Below are 19,190 nucleotides of genomic sequence, written 5' to 3' on the forward strand. Positions count from 1 at the left end.
TTTAGACGAATCAAACTAAATTTAGGAGCGAAGAAACAATTTTATCTCCCACCCGCAAGTACCACTTAATAAATTCGATCACTCCGCTTTGAATGAAACAACTTTTGCTTTAAATCAGCATCAATATAATTATCAACCATTGCATCTAACATTTTATTACTAATCCGTACTTCATTATCTACTATATCTAACCAGATTGGTATACCACGACTATCTTGGGGAGTTAAAGCATACACAACTCTGGCCACAAAATCAAGCTCAGTTTGTTGCTCTTTTAGCATATCTAATCCAATTACCCCTGGATCCCGTGAAGAACGAAAAAAAGATTTTTTAAAGCCATGGGTTAAAGTTATATCATCTATTTTCATTATTTCTCTTTGCTTTAATAAGCCAAATAACAATTCACGATCATACATATTCTGCATTTTTTCAGGCAAAAAATCTTTTAAATTTTCACTAATTTTATGAGTTCCTATCTCTTCAATCACTCCTACTAATAAAACCTTTTCCTGCAAAGCTAACTCTACTAACTGTTCCCAACTTTCCTCAGCTTGGAATTTATAACGCGACAGCGAACCATCCATCATAATTAATTTAGGCTGCCATTTTCTGATACTCTCTTGAGCTACTTTAATTTCTAAATCAGCTAACAATGAAGAAGTTATTTTTCCAGCTACTTCTTGAGCATTATCTGATTCTTCTTTTTTCATTTTCTTAAAAACTTTATCCCGGTCACTCTCAATTAACGGACTAAATACTGTATGATTTACAACCTCATCCTCACTTTTAATAGTATTTTTAGCCAAACCCTGCAGCACACTTAAATAATGAGGATAAATTTTGCCCAAAGTATTAATCGAACCGTCGACTCCAATAATTGAACCTGATTGAGTCCACTGCTGTAATTCTTCTTGTTCTAAATCATTTAATATCTTAAATTGACCTAATTCATCTTTAATCAATTGGCGTAATTTAGATTCATCAATCTCTGATTTATAATCATATTTTTCCTTTAGATATTGGTTACAATCCTGCAATGATTCTTTTAATTCAGATGTTATTTCTAACATTCTATCACCTCATGCTTTATAAATTCTCTAAAATAAAAATCTTTCCTGCATGACACAGTTTCATTTTTTTCTAATTCATAGTAATTATTCATTCAAAATAATACTTTTTATTAAATACGACATTATAAGCGGAAAAAGAACTATTTAGAGATGTCGAAAAAAGTTTTTTTATAAAAAAATATTCTATCTGTTGACTTCAATTGCAATTTATGGTATTATTTAATTACAAAATATGTTTGTGGTTCTATTAAAATCAATTTAGGCAGTTGAAGCAGTTACAAAATAATAATGTAAAATTATTCAAATCAAGGTAAAAAGCTTTTTGATTTGTTGCCTAAATATAGGGCATCCTATATTTAGGAGGTGATAGAATGAAATATTTTAAAAGCTATAAAAAATTAATCAAAAATATTAAAAAGGAAGGTGGTGAAAATCCTGCTTATAGCAAAGACTATGCATATTCTAGATACAGGAAAAGGTTGTTGGAAATCGCTTAATAATTATAACCTAATAAGAAGAATCAATGTTCAAATAGCTTATATAGGGCAAAGCACCACGTAGAGAAAGGACTTTGCCTAGAATGTAAATTTAGGGACAAGGTAACACCTGTATCTTTCTAGTACCTTGATATTGTAGATATTAAGGGCAGCAGGGAAGATTATAATCAAGCGATTATACCTAACACAATCTAATCCTGTATGATTGTGGTCTATGTATAGTTTTGCATAGATTTTTATAAGCAGGGAATATATATGAAATCAACAGGTATTGTAAGAAAAGTGGACGAGCTTGGTCGAGTAGTTATTCCAGTGGAGTTGAGAAGAACATTGAATATTGAAACTAAGGATGCTTTAGAAATTTATGTCGATGAAGAGAAGATAATCTTCAAGAAATACCAGCCAGCTTGTATTTTCTGTGGTGATGCTGAAGATGTTATCAATTTCAAAGGAAAAAATATCTGTCCTAGTTGTTTAGACGATATTTCTGAAACTGCTCACGAAGATGCTGATGAAGCAGAAAGTGCTTAAACAAAAAAACATTATGGCTGAAATATAAAAAGCAGGTCCTAATTTCTTAGGAACCTGCTTTTTATTTATTGACTCTTATTTTAGTTGCAATCTGATAAACTTCACTTTTAGGTAAACCTCTTTTAGTAGCAACAATTTTTATTGCCTCTTTTTTAGTTGCTCCCTCTTTCATTTCTAACTTTACATGGTCTAAAATAGATAAATCATGCCAATTAACACCTGAGTCATCTTTGCTACCACCTTTAAGAACAATCACAAATTCTCCTTTAGGCAATTCGGTCTTAAAATAGGATAATAACTCTCTAATTGAACCGCTCTTTTTTTCTTCAAATTTTTTTGTTAACTCCCTACAGACTGCTGCATCTCTATCACCTAAAACATCAAGAATATCACGCAATGACTTTACTAAGCGCTTAGGAGATTCATAAAAAATCATAGTCCGTTCTTCATTCTCCAACTGCTGAAGATATTTCTTTCGCTCCCCTTTTTTACGCGGTAAAAAACCTTCAAAAGTAAATTTATCAGTTGGCAAACCAGAAACTACTAAAGCACTAGTCATAGCAGTTGGCCCGGGAACTGGTATCACCTCTATTTTCTGCTCTCTAAAGAAATTAACTAATTCATAACCAGGGTCAGAGATAGTAGGCATTCCAGCATCAGAAACTAATGCTATCTCCACTCCATTTTTAATCTTAGACAATAATTGCTTTTTCTTCTGAGTTGAATTATGTTCATGATAACTAGTTAACTTAGTATCAATCTCATAGTAATTAAGTAACTTTTGCGTTCTTCTTGTATCTTCTGCTGCTATTAAATCAACTTCCTCTAAAATTTCTAATGCACGTAACGTAATATCCTTTAAATTACCAATAGGAGTACCACAAATGTATAGTTTGCCCTTACTCATCTTTATCATCCTTAATTAGTTCGATTTTTTGTTTGCGAGTCAGTTGTTTAATTTTATATTCTCTTTTTTGAGCTGAGCTACGACTTTTAAATTGTTCTTGATAACAAAGTTCTACTGGCGTTCTACCTCTAGTATACTTAGCTCCTTGTCCTTGATTATGTTCTGCAATCCTTCTTTCAATATCAGTCGTATACCCTGTATACAGAGTATCATCTGCACATTCTACAATATATACATAGTGACTCATTGTCTATTCCTCCACATTATAAATCTCATTTATTTCTGTAGTATAATTACCTTCGTGGTCATAAATAAATAAAGGCGGAAGAACTTCTAAATTAGTTCCTCCACCTTTCTTAGCTTCTACTAATACTAAATCTGCTGGGCTATCAATAGTGGAATGAACCATTCTCATTCTTTTGCAGGTTAAATTATATTTTTCCATTAATGACATTAACTCATTCAAACGTTGAATACGATATACATAAGCAACTTTCCCACCATATTTAACAAGTTGATTACTTGTTTTAACTACATCTTCTAGCTTAGATTTCAATTCATGCCGAGCAATAGCAATACTCTCTTTAGGACTTACCTGACCGCTATTCTCTTTTAAATAAGGCGGATTACTTACAATATAATCAAAAGTTTCCGTTCCAAAATGATCTAGTGCATCTTTTAAATCTAATTCTAAAAAATCAAGTTCTTCTATTAATCCATTATAACGAGCACTTCTTTTAGCCATGTCGATCATTTGAGGTTGAATATCAATCCCACAAATCTTATTTAATTCATACTTTGCTTGCATCAAATGAGGAATTATACCTGTGCCTGTACCTAAATCTAGTACTTCAGATCCTGAGCTAGGGTTAATAAAATTAGCCAATAAAACGGCATCCAGAGAAAAGCAAAAATGGTCTGGATGCTGAATTAACTCTAAATTATCAATTAATAAATCATCAATTCTTTCTCCACTCTTTAATTCTATTTTTTCTGCTTTAACTTGTTTTTTCTTCATCATTTTCTTCTAAAACTCCCATACAGAATAGGCAATCCCCTTCTCTACTTTCCCCAAAATTGAAATGACAAACATGAAATCCTTCATTATAAAGTTGCTCTAAATTATCATGGTCTTCAATTTGTAATTCTTCCCTAACTTCCTCATTTTGATTCTCAAATAATAATTTCTTTAAATTATTATTTTCTTCTTTTAAATCTTTATTTTCTTTATATAAATCATAAACGGTATCTTTAATCTTCTGAAAGTCATTATTCATGCCCTGCAGTTGTTCCTGAAAATGAGCTAATAATCCAATAATCTCTTCCACCATAACCCCTCCACTACTAATTATTCATCATTTTTAGTTGTTAATTCCACGTTTTTAGCTTTAACTTCTAACTCCTCTTCTTTATCTTGCTCATCACTAACATCTACTTTTAAAGTTCGCTTCACAATATTCAAATCAGTCACTTCTCCCTGACCATAGTCTGTTTCTACTTCTTGCCCTATATTAGGCATTTCTTCTTTAGCGTTGCGATAATTCTGCACTTCATATTTTAAACAACACATTAAGCGCCCACAAATACCAGAAATCTTATTAGGATTTAAAGCTAAATCCTGTTCTTTAGCTAAATTAATAGAAATTGGATCAAAATCACATAAGAAAGTTTTACAGCATAATTCTCGCCCACAAGGGCCAATTCCTCCTAGCATCTTAGCCTCATCTCTAACTCCAATCTGTCTTAACTCAATCCGAGTTTTAAAGATAGCTGCTAAGTCTTTCACTAACTCTCTAAAATCAACTCTACCATCAGCAGTAAAATAAAATAATAATTTCCCTTTATCTAAAGTATACTCTGAACCGACTAAATTCATCGGTAAACCATGTTCGTCTATTTTATCTAAACAAATATCAAAAGCCTCATCAGCTTCTTCTTCATTCTTTTCAGCTTTACGCAAATCTTTCTGTGTCGCTCGTCGCTTTATATCTTTTAATGGTGAATCAAGTTCAGATTCATCAATTTCTTTTGAATCTATTACAACTTCACCAATTTGAATTCCTCTAATCGTCTCTGCTACTACTTGGTCACCGACAGACAAATTCTCTCCAGCCGGTTTAAAATAATATACTTTATGAACTGGTTTAAATCTAACTCCTACTACATTAGTCATTTTATAATTAGAACCTCCTTACCCGCTTCAATTTCAACAACATAACCTCTAATGATAAACGCAAATTAACATTATAATTTTTGATCAATTCATTACTATTTTCTAGAACCTCTATTATTTTTTCAATTTCTTTTGCTTCAAATTCTACTAAGTTATGCTTTAATTCATCTAAATAATCAGCATTAATAATTTTATCCTCTTGCCCTAAATCAAGCAATAATAGATCACGATACCAAGTAATCATTACTTCTAAAATTTGATTAATTTCATCTTTATAATTTAATAAGTCCTGTACTTTTTCAAACAACTGTACCTTATCTATATTAGGAAAATTAACTAAAAATTCAATTACATCTTCTCTTCTTTCTAACTGTTCCTCATCTTCAATCAACTGACAGGCATAATCATAACGTCCATCAGCTAAAGAAGCAATTAATTGTCCTTTAGCAGCTGTCAAATCATAGTCTTCAATTAAATTTTCCTTAATTAAATCATAAGGAATTCTCTTAAACCTAACTAATTGACAGCGTGATATAGTAGTTGCTAATAATTGATTCAAATTATTAGTCAACAAGATTATTATAGCATAAGAAGGGGGTTCTTCTAAAGTTTTTAATAATGAATTAGCAGCTGATAATGTCATATCTTCAGCTTGATAGATGATATATACTTTCTTCTTACTTTCATAAGGCTTATACATGATTTCTTGCTGTAATTCTCTAATCTGCTCAATTTTAATTGAAGCACCTTCGGCTTTAATCTCTTTAATATCAGGATGATTATCATTATTAGCCTTACGACATGATAAACACTCATCACAAGCATCATCCACCTGGTTATGACAATTAGCTGCTTTAGCAAATTCAAAAGCAGTCGTACCTTTTCCTACCCCTTGCTTACCTGTAAATATATAAGCATGACTCAATCTATCTTTATTTAGAGCATTTTGCAAAATAGTAATTACTGTTTCTTGACCTAGCACATTATCAAAAGACATCTCGATACTCCTTTCGCTCTATCTATACAAATCAACCAACATACCTCGTACTTCATCTAATTTATCCAAAATATCCAACTGTGGTTTTTGGTCTTCTACAATCATTTTAGTTACATCTTCTAACGAACTATCAATAGATTTAACCAAACTCTGCACCTTCCCCTGAGTGGGACTATAATCATCTTCCACTTGATACATTTTTTCCACAGCTTCTTCCACAAAATTTTGCACCATATTTTTATATTTTAATAATTCACTAAAAGTCCTATGCTTTGCTAATTTATCTCCCTGTTGGTCAATCATCGTTAATAAATCATCTAATTTTGCTTTTATCTTTTCACCATGAACCTGTTTTAATTCCTGCAAAAATGATTTTTCAACTTCTTTTGTCTTAGCAGACTGTTCTGCACCACTAACTTTAGTATTTACCTTATTTTGCGGTTTATTATCAACTTTTATTCTGGGCATACTATCGACCTCTCTTTTAGAATCTGTTTTATTTGCCCAAAAACTTCTTTCTTAGCTTTATTTCCATCTACTACTGCAATCCGTTCTTCCTGCTCGGCCAACTCTAAATAACCCTTTCTAACCTGCTGATGAAATTCAATTTTTTCTGCTTCAATACGGTCACCAGCCTCATTAGTTTTAGCTGTTGTCTCCTTGGCCCGCTGTAGTGAAACAGCAGGATCAAGATCTAATAAAAGAGTTAAATCTGGTGTTAAATTATCCGTAGCTATGCTATTTAACTTTTTTACTACTGAACTATCAAGCTCACGAGCAAATCCTTGATAAGCCCAAGTAGCATCAATATATCTATCACTAATCACAATCTTTCCATCCTTTAAATTAGGAATTATCACTTCTTGCACATGTTGAGCTCTATCAGCAAGATAAAGCATCAATTCAGCTTTAGGTACTAATTTATCATATTTAGGATCTAATAATATCTGTCTTATTTTGTTACCAACTTCTGTATCACCTGGTTCATAAGTCATTATAACTTGATATCCCAAGTCCTGCAAATAATTTTTAACTAATTGTAATTGTGTCGATTTACCTGAACCCTCTACACCTTCTAACGTAATAAATTTACCATGCATAAATTTTCCTCCAACTAATTTTATAATCTTATTTTATGTTCTTCTAGATAGTAATAAAAAATTCCTTTACTAAAACAAAATAATTAAGTCCAAGATTCAAAATTAAACTCTGATTCATACTTTAATTTTTACTTAGCCTTATACTCATACTTAATAAAAAAAGACCCCCACAAGGAGGGCCAAATAACAATTGCTTTTAATTATCTGCACTATAGTTAGGAGATTCTTTAGTAATATTTACATCATGCGGATGACTTTCTTTTAATCCTGCATTAGTAATTCTCACTAATTCTGCTTCAGTTCTTAATTTTTCAATATCTGCTGTGCCACAATATCCCATTCCTGATCGTAATCCACCTACTAATTGGTATAAAGTATCAGACAGTTCACCTTTATAAGCTACTCGACCTTCAATACCTTCAGGAACCAATTTCTTCTTCTCTTCTTGGAAATAACGATCTTTACTTCCTTCCTGCATGGCACCAACAGAACCCATACCACGATAGACCTTATAACTTCTTCCTTTATAAATCACTTTCTCACCAGGTGCCTCTTCAGTTCCTGCTAATAAACTACCTAACATCACAGTATTAGCACCAGCAGCAATAGCCTTTACAACATCACCAGAATACTTAATACCACCATCAGCAATCACTGGTACATCAGATTCAGCAGCCGCTTGAGCACAATCATAAACAGCAGTTATCTGCGGCACTCCAACTCCAGCTACCACTCGAGTTGTACAAATAGAACCAGGGCCAACTCCAACTTTAACTGCATCTGCTCCAGCTTCAATTAGAGCTTTTGTAGCTTCACCAGTGGCAACATTACCCGCTACAATATCTAATTCAGGATATTTTTCCTTAACATTACTAACTCTATCAATTACTTTCTGCGAATGACCATGAGCCGTATCAATTACTAGAACATCTACTTCTGATTCTACTAATGCTTCAATTCGCTCCCAACTTTTATCTCCTAATCCTACTGCTGCACCAACTAATAATCTACCCTGTTCGTCTTTAGCAGCATTAGGATATTCTTCTGCTTTTTCAATATCCTTAATAGTAATTAAGCCTTTTAGTTTATTGTTTTCATCAACTAAAGGTAACTTTTCAATCTTATTAGCTTGTAAAATTTCTTTAGCTTCTTCTAAAGTAGTTCCTACAGAACCAGTAATTAAATTATCAGAAGTCATTATATTACTGATCTCTTGTTGATAGTCCTTTTCAAATATTAAATCACGATTAGTTAAGATTCCAACTAAAGTCATATTATCATCAACTATTGGCACCCCAGAAATATGATAGCGAGACATTAATTCTTCAGCTTCATAAACCTTATTATCTGGATTTAAATAAAACGGGTTAACAATTACTCCATTTTCAGATCTTTTTACCTTATCTACTTCTTCTGCTTGTTCTTCAGGAGACATATTCTTATGAATAATTCCCATGCCGCCTTCTCGAGCCATAGTAATTGCTAATTCTGCTTCAGTAACTGTATCCATTGCTGCACTTAAAACCGGAATGTTCAAATCAATATTTCTTGTCAAAGCCGTAGAAGTATCAACTTCCTTAGGTAATACATTCGAATGAGCTGGTCTTAATAATACATCGTCAAAAGTTAAACCTTCTTTTACAACTTTATCCATTTTATCACTCCTTATTATTAATATTTGTAAACTACTACAGAGATAAAACTCGATTTATATTAAAATTATATCTATTCCCTACTCTCTACTAAACTATAATTTTAATTTTTAATCTATAAAAAATAACCTTACTTATAACCAGGGGATAAAATAAATTGCAAAAAATGTAATTAATCTGGGTATAGTAAGGCTTAATAATAGAAATTCCGTAGTCAAATGGTTTAAGGCCATTTGGTAGAAACTCTCGAGCCGGATCCCCGAAGTTATACGAAAAAATATTCAATTATGATTTTCTTAAGTTTATCAAGTATCTTAATTAATGTCAAGAATAAGTGATTAATAGGATTACCTCAAAATTAATCATCTTGAATTAAGTTTTGAATTACTTTTACAGCTTTTTCTGCATCAGGGGCATAAGCATCAGCACCTATCTCTTTCCATAAATCTACTTGCACATTAAAAGGATATCCCCCCACTATAATTTTAGTTTCAATTTTTTCATTGGACCTTAACTCTTCAATTAATAAAACAGCTTCTTCTAAATAATTTCCCATTGTTACAGAAATACAAACTACATCTGCCTCTTTTTCAACTACAGTTTCTATGATATCTTCTTTCGGAGTATTAGCTCCACTATGAAAAGTATCCCAACCTTCCATCTCTAATAAATCTGCTATCATCCTAACTCCTAACTCATGTAATTCATTACCTACACAAGTAGTTACTGCTTTATAACCAGTTTCTTCTGAATTTAAAATATATGGATATAGCCGAGCCATAATTAATTGAGTTACAGAAGTACAATAATGTTCAGTAGCTACATTTATTTCATTTAACTGCCACAGTCTTCCGATTTCTTTTTGCACAGGTTCAAAAACATGTAGATAAATATCCTTAACTCCTAATCCTTCTTCTATAGCATTTTTAATTAGTTGATATGCCTCTTCTCTATCAGCAGTTAACAGAACATCTAAATAGTCAACTGCTAAATCATAATACGGTTTTCTTTGCCGTAAAAAACTCTGCTGCTTAGTTTCCTTTACATTCAATTATTTTAAAGCAGCATCAATATATTCTTTCATGATCTCTACTTCTTCTTCTTTAAATTTTTGAGTTGCAATATCTATTAAAACATCTAAATCTTTCTTCAAATTATTAATAGAGTAGGAACGACTAGTAAATAATTCTGCAGCCCAATTTATATAATCACTAAATAACTCTATACTCCCTACTTTCATAGTCTCAGCTAAATAAATAATACATTCATCAATATTCGGTAATGATTCATCAGAACGAATCTCCCCTCTAATAGTATTATACTTTTTACTCAAATCATCTTTAGCTGCTATGATTTTTTTACTCACTATAGAAGAGTCATTAGTCATTATTATCACCACCTTTAGTTTCTAAGTATTTTTTAATATTAAACAAGTTATATCATCCTGAAAATTATCATTAGTAATAAAAGATTTTAGGTCTTCTTCTATTAAATCTAATAATTTTTGTGGACTTAATTCTTTATTAGCTAAAAGAAGATCTTTTACTCTTTCTTTCCCATAGCGACCAGTTTCATTTTCTTCTTCAATCAATCCATCAGATGTAGCAAATAAAGTAGTACCAGGCAATAACTTTATAGTTGAAGTCGAAAAATCATAAACTGATACAGGAATAGACTTAGAAATTGGCAAACCATGTACTTTTAAATCATTAATTTTACCTTGAGAAGAAATCAAACAAGGAGTAATATGAAACCCGCCATTACTGAAAGTGATCTCTTTTGTTTCTTTATCTAATAAAAAGAAAGAAACACAGAAAAAATAGTCATCAGGAAATGCTTCACCACGATAACTATAATTAATATACTCTAATAATTCCACAAGTGAAATATTATTTTTATTATCTAATAAATAATTATTAATTGTTTCACGTAAAAACACATTTAACAATGCCCCATCTAATCCATGACCTGCAACATCAATTAAATAAAACAAAACTTCATCCTCTAATTCAATAAAATTATAAAAGTCACCACCTAATTCATGAGCTGAAGAATAATAAGTCCCAAAAGAAAGACCAGATATTTCAGGTGAATCATTTGGAAAAAAAGATTCATGCAATTTTGCAGCCTTAGCTAATTCTTCATCTAATCTCTTTTGTGTCTGCTGCAATTTATCATTTTTCGCCTCCAATTTTTTAGAATAAAATTCTAATTCTTTATTTTTTTTTAGTTAGTTTACGCTGTAAATTAACTAATTCATTATTTAATTTACTCATATCTTCATAAGATTTAACATTAGATTTATTATCAAAATCAATTTCTTGGCTAATTACATTTTTCCCATCTAACAGTCTTTTTTTAATCAACTCTCGAATATAATTAATATATTTATTATTTACTTTTGCCATTTCTTCATAATAAAGCAAAATACTTTCTACATTATCAACTGCTAAGATTAATAACTTTTCCTCTTCTATTTTTATACCATGAAATTCCATTGGTAAAACTTTATTTTTTAAATCAACATTTAACTCCCAATCAAAAACAATTTCTTCAGTTTTAATCTTTTTCATAAAATTTAACCCTTTTTCATAAGTTCCCTCTTTCACAAGAAAAGAAAAAAACCCACCTTTATTTAAATTCACCACATCTAAGGTATTATATATAACCTCAGTAATATAGCCTTCTAAATTACACTTTATAATAAATCCTCCGTTTTTTTCTACATTCTCTATCCCCAACATAAAATACTTCACCTCCTTAAAACTTTAAATATATTTCAAATTTTTAACACGTAGCTATTATATTAAATTAAACAAAAAGAAATTTTTTCCTTTTTTATTAGAGACAAAATAAAAAAAGCTACCCTGCCGTCAGGGTAGCTTTTTTTATATGATTTATTATTTATTTTTTTATTTATTTATTCTTCTTCAGCTTCGCCGCACTTCTTCAAGATTTCATTCCATCTTTTATCAACATGCTCTTGAATTTCTTCAATCATATGCTTATTCTTAGGCTTGAATAAGTGCTTAAATCGACCTTGTCGTTCTAACCAATCAGTAATTGGCTTCTTTTCTTTTGGCTTATAGTTTAGAGTCCACTCGCCATCTTCAACTTCAAATAGCGGCCAGAAACAAGTATCAGCAGCTACTTTAGTAATTTCAATACTTTCTTCTGTCTTACTTCTCCAACCACGTGGACAAGTAGCTAACACGTTAATGAAAGCTGGTCCATCTACTTCAAAAGCCTTCTTAGCCTTTCTAATTAAATCATTAGGCTTAAATGGAGAAGCTTGAGCAACATAAGGAATTCCATGAGCAGCTACAATATCAGTCATTTCTTTTCGATATTGTTCCTTACCTGGAACTTCTTCACCGGCTGGAGAAGTAGTAGTACTTGCTCCTTTAGGTGTAGCACTAGAACGTTGGATCCCTGTATTCATATACGCTCCATTATCATAACAGACATATACCATATCATGGCCACGCTCTAAAGCTCCTGATAAAGATTGAAAACCAATATCATATGTTCCACCGTCTCCACCAAAAGCAATAAAGTCTTTATCTTCATCTGCTTCTTTTAACTTGCCTTGTTTTTTAAGAGAACGATGAGCAGCTTCAGCTCCACTAATTGTTGCAGCTACATTTTCAAATGCGTTATGAATAAAGGAATCTTCCCAAGCAGTATAAGGGTAAATAGTAGTAGAAACCTCTAAACAACCAGTTGCTGCACCAACAACAGCTGGATTATCACTAGCATTCATGATCAAACGTGTTACAGTTCCTGCACCACAACCAGAACACAATCTATGTCCACCACTTAATCTATCTTCACCTTTAGCAATATCTTTTAAACTCATCATTTCCACCTCCTATTCTCTTACACCAAGATGTTGTACTCGGTCTTCAACAGTATTAGTTTCAACGATTTCTTCTAAGTCTTTATATACAGATTCAATTTCTTCTACTTTAAGATCTCTACCACCTAGACCATAGATATAGTTCACTGCTTCAACATCAGCACCCATATCATATAGAGCAGCTCTTACATCAGCAAATACAGGGCCACCAGTTGTAGAGAATGTTTCCGCTCTATCCATAACAGCTACTGCTTCAAGATCAGCTAAAGCCTCAGCAATTTCTTCTGCTGGGAATGGACGATATAGTCTGATCTTTGATAGACCAGCTTTGACACCATTCTCTCTTAAATTATCAACAGCAGTTTTAGCAGTTCCTGTAGTAGAACCTAAAGCCACTACTGCAACTTCAGCATCATCTAATTTATATTCTTCAAATAATCCGTACTCTCGTCCAGATAATTCTTCATATTCTTCAGCAACTTCTAACACAACATCTTTTACATTTTCTGCAGCTACAGCCTGCTGCATTTTGTGTTCAAAATAGAAGTCTTGTAGATCTAATGGTCCTACAGTCACTGGATTTTCAGAATCTAATAGAGGATTTTCAGCATGATATTCCCCTACGAAGTCTTGTACATCTTCATCAGCTAATAGATTAAGATTTTCTACAGCATGACTGATGATAAATCCATCCATATTGACCATAGTAGGTAACATTACATCTTTATTCTCAGAAATTTTAACAGCTTGAATAGCATTATCATAAGCTTCTTGAGCATTTTCAGCATATAATTGAATCCATCCTGAATCACGAGCTCCCATTGCATCACTATGGTCACAGTGAATATTAATTGGACCACTTAAAGCTCGATTAACTACAGGCATTACAATTGGTAATCTAGTACCAGAAGCAATATAAAGAACCTCCCACATCAAAGCTAAACCATTAGCCGCTGTAGCAGTCATAGCTCTAGCACCAGAAGCAGAAGCACCTACAGTTGCACTCATAGCACTATGCTCACTTTCAGTAGGTACAAATTCAGTATCTACGTCCCCATCATTTACGAATTGAGAAAAAGTCTGCACAATTGCAGTCTGCGGGGTAATTGGATAAGCAGCAACAACATCTGGATTAATTTGTCTCATTGCTTGAGACATTACTTCATTACCAGTTAAGGCAACTTGTTCTGACATTTTATCTCCTCCTTTCAAATCTTTGCGTTATTCTTGTTCCATAGCAATAGCATCTACTGGACATTCATGCGCACAAACACCGCATCCTTTACAATGGTCGTAATCAACACCAACAATTTCTTCATCTTCCGTCTCAATAGAAGAATCAGGACAAAATGCCCAACATCTAAAACAATTAATACATGTATCAAGATCAATAACCGGTCTTTGAGTTCTCCAACCGCCAGTTTCATATCTTTTGGCATTACCGGACTCTAAAATTAATCCACCTTCAGGAATTTCTTTATATCCATCTCCAGGTTTAACCATTAATTAGCCACCTCCTGATAGGCTCGTTTAATAGCAGCCAAGTTCTTTTCAATAACTTCTGGCTTATGAGCAAATTTCTTCTCTAATTCAGTTTCAATACCTGCTAAGAATTTATCGAATTCGATTAGACCAGTAGCTTTCATTAAACCACCTAACATTGGAGTATTAGGGAAAGGTCTTCCAATTTCCTTTTCTGCTACTCCATAAGCATCTACTGTCCAAACATCACCTTCAAAGTCTAATTTTTCTTTTATAGTTTTAGCATCTTCTTTACTATTAACCACAATCGTTCCATCTGCAGGAACACCTTCAGTTATATCAACAACATCTAATAGTGTCGGGTCTAAAACTGCTACAATACTAGGTTCTGTCACCTGACAATGTAGAGTGATCTCATCTTCAGAAATTCTGTTGTAGGCTAAAACAGGAGCCCCCATTCTTTCTGGACCATACTCAGGAAAAGCCTGAATATTTTTACCACTTTTAGCTGCAACTTTTCCTAATAAGATAGAAGCAGTCTTTCCACCTTGTCCACCACGACCATGCCATCTAACTTCAGTTAAGCTTGCCATCTATGTTCCTCCTTTCACAAAATAAGATTTTAAGTGACTGTGCCTAAGAAAATACTTTAAATTAAATTTAAATTGATTAAACTATATAGTCACTACAAACTACATTCTGTATTATAACAATAATTCCTCCAAATTTCTAGTAAGTTTTAATTTTCAGACTTTTTGACTAATTTTGTCATTAGTTGATGTTTATTCTCGTTCTTGTTGTTTCATTTTTAGTAAGTATTGATACTTTCTTTCAGCAGCCCCTAATAAATAAATTGCATAATCAACCAATTCAGGGTCAGAAACTAAATCAAAATATTTTCTAGCTTCTTGCCACTCTTCTTTAGCCCTTTCAATCTTTTCTTCTAATTGTAACTCGTTAAATTCTTCAGGCTCTTTAAATTCTAACCTATGATAATTAATAATAATCCCCCCTATTTAAAACAGAACAAACTCAATGATATAATCTATGTTTATTAGTTTATTATTAGCTTATCCAATCAATTACAAAAAATTCGTGCTAAGAAGTAAAAAATGGGCTAACACCGATTTAGTGAATAGTAATTAGTGATGAGTAAAGAGCAAAAAGAGAAAAGATTAAGAGTAAGAAGAAAACCTAAACATGACAAGCTTTAAAAAATTAGTAGATTTTTTAATAAACAATAATTATCAAATTATAAACAAGCACTTAGTTCAGCAAAAAATAACAAAGTAGCGGGGAAAGCCCCGCTACTTGATTAAATCTCAATTTTAAATTATTACTCTTCTGTTGCTTCTTCAGAATAATCCATTGCTGCATAACGCTGATACATTCTCCAACGATATTGAGCCTGCTTTTTATTTTCCTCTAATAATTTTTCAGCTTGCTCTGGATTAATCTTAGTTAACTGTGAATAACGTTTTTCAGTCATTAAGAAGTCATGATACTTATCCCAATCAGGATCTTTAGAATCAAGTTGTAATGGATTCTCTCCTTTTTCAGCTAAGGAAGGATCATATCTGAATATTGGCCAATATCCACATTCTTCAGCCATTTCAGCTTGCTCTTCTGCTTTTGTCAATCCACCCTTAACACCATGACTGATACATGGAGAATAAGCAATTACAAGGGAAGGTCCATCATGAGCTTCAGCTTCAATCATAGCTTTTAATACTTGTGATTGACTAGCACCATGAGCTACTTGAGCTACATATACATGACCATAAGCCATTGCCATTGCAGCTAAATCTTTCTTATTACCACCTTTACCAGAAGCAGTAAACTTAGCAATAGAACCAGATTGAGCAGCTTTAGAGGATTGACCTCCTGTATTAGAATAAACTTGCGTATCTACTACTAAGATATTAACATCTTCATCACTAGCAATTACATGATCTAGGCCGCCGTAACCAATATCATAAGCCCATCCATCGCCACCAATCATCCAATTAGACTGCTTAATAAGATGATCTTTAACTTCTAATATCTGCTTAGCATCTGCACAAGATGTATTTTCTAAAGCAGTAACTAACTGAGCTTTTATTTCTTTACTCTTAGCACCACTATTTCTATTCTTCATCCATTTTTGATATAGATCTTTTAATTCATCTTCTACATCATCAATAGTTTCATTCATGATATTTTCAATACGATCTCTGATTGTTTCAGAAGCAATACGCATTCCGAAACCAAACTCAGCATTATCTTCAAATAATGAGTTGGCCCAAGCTGGTCCACGTCCATTATCATTTTTAGTAAATGGAGTTGATGGATAAGAACCACCATAGATTGAAGAACATCCTGTTGCATTAGCAATTGTCATTCTATCACCAAATAACTGCGTCACTAATTTAACATAAGGAGTTTCTCCACAACCAGCACAAGCTCCTGAAAATTCAAATAATGGCTTAGCGAACTGTGAACCTTTAACATTTGAAATTGACATTTTATCATCTTTATAAGTTACTTCATTGAACATATATTCTGCTTTTTCATCTTCATTAGCATCAAGAGATTCTTTAATTGGAACCATTTCTAATGCTTTTTCTGGTGCAGGACAAACATTTTCACAAACTCCACACCCAGTACAATCTAAAGTTGAAACTTGTAATCTATATTCTAATCCATCTAATCCTTTACCAAGCGGCTTAATAGTTGTAGTACCTTCTGGAGCATTAGCCACTTCTTCTTCATCCATTAAGAATGGTCTAATTACCGCATGAGGACAAGCAAAAGAACATTGATTACATTGAATACAATTATCCGGCTGCCATTCAGGAACAAAATTAGCAATGCCCCGCTTTTCATAAGCAGCAGTACCATTAACCATTGTTCCATCTTCATATCCTTCAAATGCTGAAACTGGTAAATCATAACCTTCAATTGCATTAATTGGATCAGCAATATTTTTAACAAAATCAGGACGATCTTCATCTGCAGAAGTTTCTTCTTCTACTTCTAAATCTGCCCAAGCAGAATCAACTTCAATTTCTTCTAAACCTTCAGCACCTTTCTCAATTGCTTCCCAGTTCATCTCAACAATTTCTTGCCCTTTACGTCCGTATGCTTTCTCAGCATAATCTTTCATTAATTCTTGTGCTTCATCATAAGGCATAATCTGTTCATTTAACTTAAAGAAAGCAGACTGGATAATAGTATTTGTCCGATGACCTAAGCCAATTTCTTGAGCTAAAGTAAGCGCATCAATAATATAGAACTTAGCATCTTTTTTAGCTAACTTTTTCTTCACACTATTAGGCATTTCTTCTACAATTTCTTCTGCCTCAGAAACTGTATTTAATAAGAAAGTTCCACCTTCACTCAATCCACTTAGCATATCATACTTACCTAAGTAAGAATCAGTAGAACAAGCTACGAAATCTGGATTAGATACTAAATAAGTAGAGCGTACTGGTTCTGGGCCAAATCTCAAGTTAGACCGAGTTACTCCACCAGACTTCTTAGAGTCATAAGCAAAATATCCCTGTGCATATAGGTCAGTATTGTCACCAATAATCTTAATTGTATTCTTATTAGCACCAACAGTACCATCTGAACCTAAACCATAGAATAATGCTGCTGTAACATCATCAGATAATACATTAACATCTTCTTCAACTTCTAAAGATAAATTAGTTACATCATCTTCAATACCAATTGTGAAGTTATCTTTAGCTTCTCCCACTAAATTATCATAAACAGCAATAATTTGAGCCGGATTAGTATCTTTAGAAGATAATCCATAACGTCCACCAATTACTAATGGCGCATCTTCTTTATTAGCAAAGACTGACTGTACATCTAAGTATAATGGTTCTCCCGTAGAACCAGCTTCTTTTGTTCTATCTAAAGCAGCAATTCTTTCTACTGTTTCTGGTAATTGATCAAGGAAGTATTTAGCACTAAATGGACGATATAAATGAACCGTCATCAAACCTACTTTTCTTCCCTGCTCATTTAAGTAATCAACTGTTTCTTCAATAGCTTCAGTAACTGAACCCATTGCTACAATAACATCCGTTGCATCTTCTGCACCATAATAAACAAATGGAGCATACTCTCGACCAGTTTCTTCAGAAATTTCCTCCATATATTCCGCTACAATATCAGGTAACTGATCATAATATTTATTCTGAACTTCTTTAGCCTGGAAATAAACATCATCATTTTGCGCTGAACCACGCGTTACTGGATCTTCAGGATTTAGAGCATTATCTCTAAAGTCCTGCACAGCATCTCTATCTAATAACCGATCATATACTTCATAATCCATCATTTCAACTTTTTGAATTTCATGAGAAGTACGAAAACCATCAAAATAATGGATGAATGGTACTCTGCCTTCAATAGCAGATAAGTGAGCAACTCCACCTAAGTCCATAACTTCTTGGACTGAGCCACTAGCTAACATAGCACAACCAGTTTGACGTGCAGCCATTACATCTTGGTGGTCACCAAAGATAGATAATGCTTGAGAAGCAATTGATCTTGCCGCTACATGAACAACACCTGGTAATAATTCACCTGCTATCTTATACAAGTTAGGAACTTTTAATAATAAACCCTGTGATGCAGTATAAGTAGTAGTCAATGCTCCGGCCTGCAAAGAACCATGTACTGTAGCAGCAGCTCCTGCTTCTGACTGCATTTCAACTACATTAACCGGCATTCCAAATAAGTTTTCTTTTCCTTCTGAAGCCCATAAATCAACATACTCTGCCATCGGAGATGATGGTGTGATAGGATAAATACCAGCTACTTCAGTAAACGCATAAGAAGTATACGCAGCAGCTTGGTTTCCATCCATAGTTTTCATTTTTTTCGTCATAAATTAATTTTCCTCCCATTTTTTAGAATAAAACCTG

22 protein-coding genes and 1 riboswitch are annotated in these 19,190 nt (G+C 32.9%); of the genes, 2 read left to right on the forward strand and 20 right to left on the reverse strand.

Annotation, left to right across the window (positions count from 1 at the left end; translation table 11 throughout):
- Positions 1-65: 65 nt before the first annotated feature.
- Positions 66-1,070, reverse strand: a complete 1,005-nt coding sequence (locus JOC47_RS10275) for a DNA double-strand break repair nuclease NurA (RefSeq protein ID WP_204701987.1) — start codon at positions 1,068-1,070, stop codon at positions 66-68.
- Positions 1,071-1,441: 371 nt separating this feature from the next.
- Here JOC47_RS10275 and JOC47_RS15740 point away from each other — a divergent pair, with 371 nt between their 5' ends.
- Entirely contained in the window at positions 1,442-1,567 is a 126-nt protein-coding gene (locus JOC47_RS15740) for a hypothetical protein (protein WP_275579412.1), read from the forward strand.
- A 255-nt stretch (positions 1,568-1,822) separates the two neighbouring features.
- A complete protein-coding gene (locus tag JOC47_RS10280; RefSeq protein ID WP_239551106.1) occupies positions 1,823-2,098 on the forward strand; it encodes an AbrB/MazE/SpoVT family DNA-binding domain-containing protein in 276 nt (91 codons plus the stop codon).
- Between the two features lie 61 nt (positions 2,099-2,159).
- Here JOC47_RS10280 and rsmI read toward each other — a convergent pair whose 3' ends face one another.
- The 19 genes from rsmI to nifJ all read right to left on the reverse strand — a co-directional run bounded on the left by rsmI (position 2,160) and on the right by nifJ (position 19,153).
- Complete coding sequence (rsmI, locus tag JOC47_RS10285; RefSeq protein WP_204701988.1) at positions 2,160-3,005, reverse strand: 16S rRNA (cytidine(1402)-2'-O)-methyltransferase; 846 nt, start codon at positions 3,003-3,005, stop codon at positions 2,160-2,162.
- Entirely contained in the window at positions 2,998-3,252 is a 255-nt protein-coding gene (locus JOC47_RS10290; protein WP_204701989.1) for a GIY-YIG nuclease family protein, read from the reverse strand. The genes rsmI and JOC47_RS10290 overlap by 8 nt, the downstream gene beginning before the upstream one ends.
- Positions 3,253-3,255: 3 nt before the next feature.
- Positions 3,256-4,026: a tRNA1(Val) (adenine(37)-N6)-methyltransferase gene (locus tag JOC47_RS10295; protein WP_239551108.1), complete on the reverse strand. Its 771-nt coding sequence runs from the start codon at positions 4,024-4,026 to the stop codon at positions 3,256-3,258.
- Positions 4,004-4,336 carry an initiation-control protein YabA gene (locus JOC47_RS10300; protein WP_239551110.1) on the reverse strand — a complete coding sequence of 111 codons (333 nt, stop codon included), beginning with the start codon at positions 4,334-4,336 and terminating at the stop codon, positions 4,004-4,006. Before JOC47_RS10300 ends, JOC47_RS10295 begins: the two co-directional genes overlap by 23 nt.
- A 17-nt stretch (positions 4,337-4,353) precedes the next feature.
- On the reverse strand, positions 4,354-5,178 hold the full coding sequence (locus JOC47_RS10305) for a PSP1 domain-containing protein (RefSeq protein ID WP_204701991.1): 825 nt from the start codon (positions 5,176-5,178) through the stop codon (positions 4,354-4,356).
- A gap of 7 nt (positions 5,179-5,185) precedes the next feature.
- Entirely contained in the window at positions 5,186-6,175 is a 990-nt protein-coding gene (holB, locus tag JOC47_RS10310) for a DNA polymerase III subunit delta' (RefSeq protein WP_204701992.1), read from the reverse strand.
- A gap of 18 nt (positions 6,176-6,193) precedes the next feature.
- Positions 6,194-6,643, reverse strand: a complete 450-nt coding sequence (locus JOC47_RS10315; RefSeq protein ID WP_239551112.1) for a YaaR family protein — start codon at positions 6,641-6,643, stop codon at positions 6,194-6,196.
- On the reverse strand, positions 6,631-7,275 hold the full coding sequence (gene tmk, locus JOC47_RS10320; RefSeq protein ID WP_204701993.1) for a dTMP kinase: 645 nt from the start codon (positions 7,273-7,275) through the stop codon (positions 6,631-6,633). The genes JOC47_RS10315 and tmk overlap by 13 nt, the downstream gene beginning before the upstream one ends.
- Positions 7,276-7,471: 196 nt before the next feature.
- The gene (gene guaB, locus JOC47_RS10325) at positions 7,472-8,929 is read right to left on the reverse strand and encodes an IMP dehydrogenase (RefSeq protein ID WP_204701994.1); all 1,458 of its coding nucleotides are present in this window, start codon (positions 8,927-8,929) and stop codon (positions 7,472-7,474) included.
- Between the two features lie 189 nt (positions 8,930-9,118).
- Positions 9,119-9,220: riboswitch (purine riboswitch) on the reverse strand.
- Positions 9,221-9,285: 65 nt separating this feature from the next.
- The gene (locus JOC47_RS10330; RefSeq protein ID WP_204701995.1) at positions 9,286-9,978 is read right to left on the reverse strand and encodes a cobalamin B12-binding domain-containing protein; all 693 of its coding nucleotides are present in this window, start codon (positions 9,976-9,978) and stop codon (positions 9,286-9,288) included.
- The gene (locus tag JOC47_RS10335; RefSeq protein WP_204701996.1) at positions 9,979-10,314 is read right to left on the reverse strand and encodes a hypothetical protein; all 336 of its coding nucleotides are present in this window, start codon (positions 10,312-10,314) and stop codon (positions 9,979-9,981) included.
- Positions 10,315-10,335: 21 nt separating this feature from the next.
- Entirely contained in the window at positions 10,336-11,097 is a 762-nt protein-coding gene (locus JOC47_RS10340; protein WP_204701997.1) for a PP2C family protein-serine/threonine phosphatase, read from the reverse strand.
- 46 nt (positions 11,098-11,143) lie between these two features.
- Positions 11,144-11,671 (reverse strand): hypothetical protein, encoded by a 528-nt coding sequence (locus JOC47_RS10345; protein WP_204701998.1) that lies wholly within the window; start codon positions 11,669-11,671, stop codon positions 11,144-11,146.
- A gap of 176 nt (positions 11,672-11,847) precedes the next feature.
- The gene (locus tag JOC47_RS10350) at positions 11,848-12,786 is read right to left on the reverse strand and encodes a thiamine pyrophosphate-dependent enzyme (RefSeq protein WP_204701999.1); all 939 of its coding nucleotides are present in this window, start codon (positions 12,784-12,786) and stop codon (positions 11,848-11,850) included.
- A 12-nt stretch (positions 12,787-12,798) separates the two neighbouring features.
- Entirely contained in the window at positions 12,799-13,980 is a 1,182-nt protein-coding gene (gene porA, locus JOC47_RS10355; protein ID WP_204702000.1) for a pyruvate ferredoxin oxidoreductase, read from the reverse strand.
- A 27-nt stretch (positions 13,981-14,007) separates the two neighbouring features.
- Entirely contained in the window at positions 14,008-14,289 is a 282-nt protein-coding gene (locus JOC47_RS10360; RefSeq protein ID WP_204702001.1) for a 4Fe-4S dicluster-binding protein, read from the reverse strand.
- A complete protein-coding gene (locus JOC47_RS10365) occupies positions 14,289-14,861 on the reverse strand; it encodes a 2-oxoacid:acceptor oxidoreductase family protein (protein WP_204702002.1) in 573 nt (190 codons plus the stop codon). The genes JOC47_RS10360 and JOC47_RS10365 overlap by 1 nt, the downstream gene beginning before the upstream one ends.
- Before the next feature lie 189 nt (positions 14,862-15,050).
- Positions 15,051-15,284 (reverse strand): DUF2508 family protein, encoded by a 234-nt coding sequence (locus tag JOC47_RS15495; protein ID WP_338035344.1) that lies wholly within the window; start codon positions 15,282-15,284, stop codon positions 15,051-15,053.
- Positions 15,285-15,604: 320 nt separating this feature from the next.
- Positions 15,605-19,153, reverse strand: a complete 3,549-nt coding sequence (nifJ, locus tag JOC47_RS10375) for a pyruvate:ferredoxin (flavodoxin) oxidoreductase (protein WP_204702003.1) — start codon at positions 19,151-19,153, stop codon at positions 15,605-15,607.
- Between the last annotated feature and the right edge of the window lie 37 nt (positions 19,154-19,190).

Origin of the sequence: Halanaerobacter jeridensis (assembly GCF_016908315.1) — a bacterium.
Classification (GTDB): domain Bacteria; phylum Bacillota; class Halanaerobiia; order Halobacteroidales; family Halobacteroidaceae; genus Halanaerobacter; species Halanaerobacter jeridensis.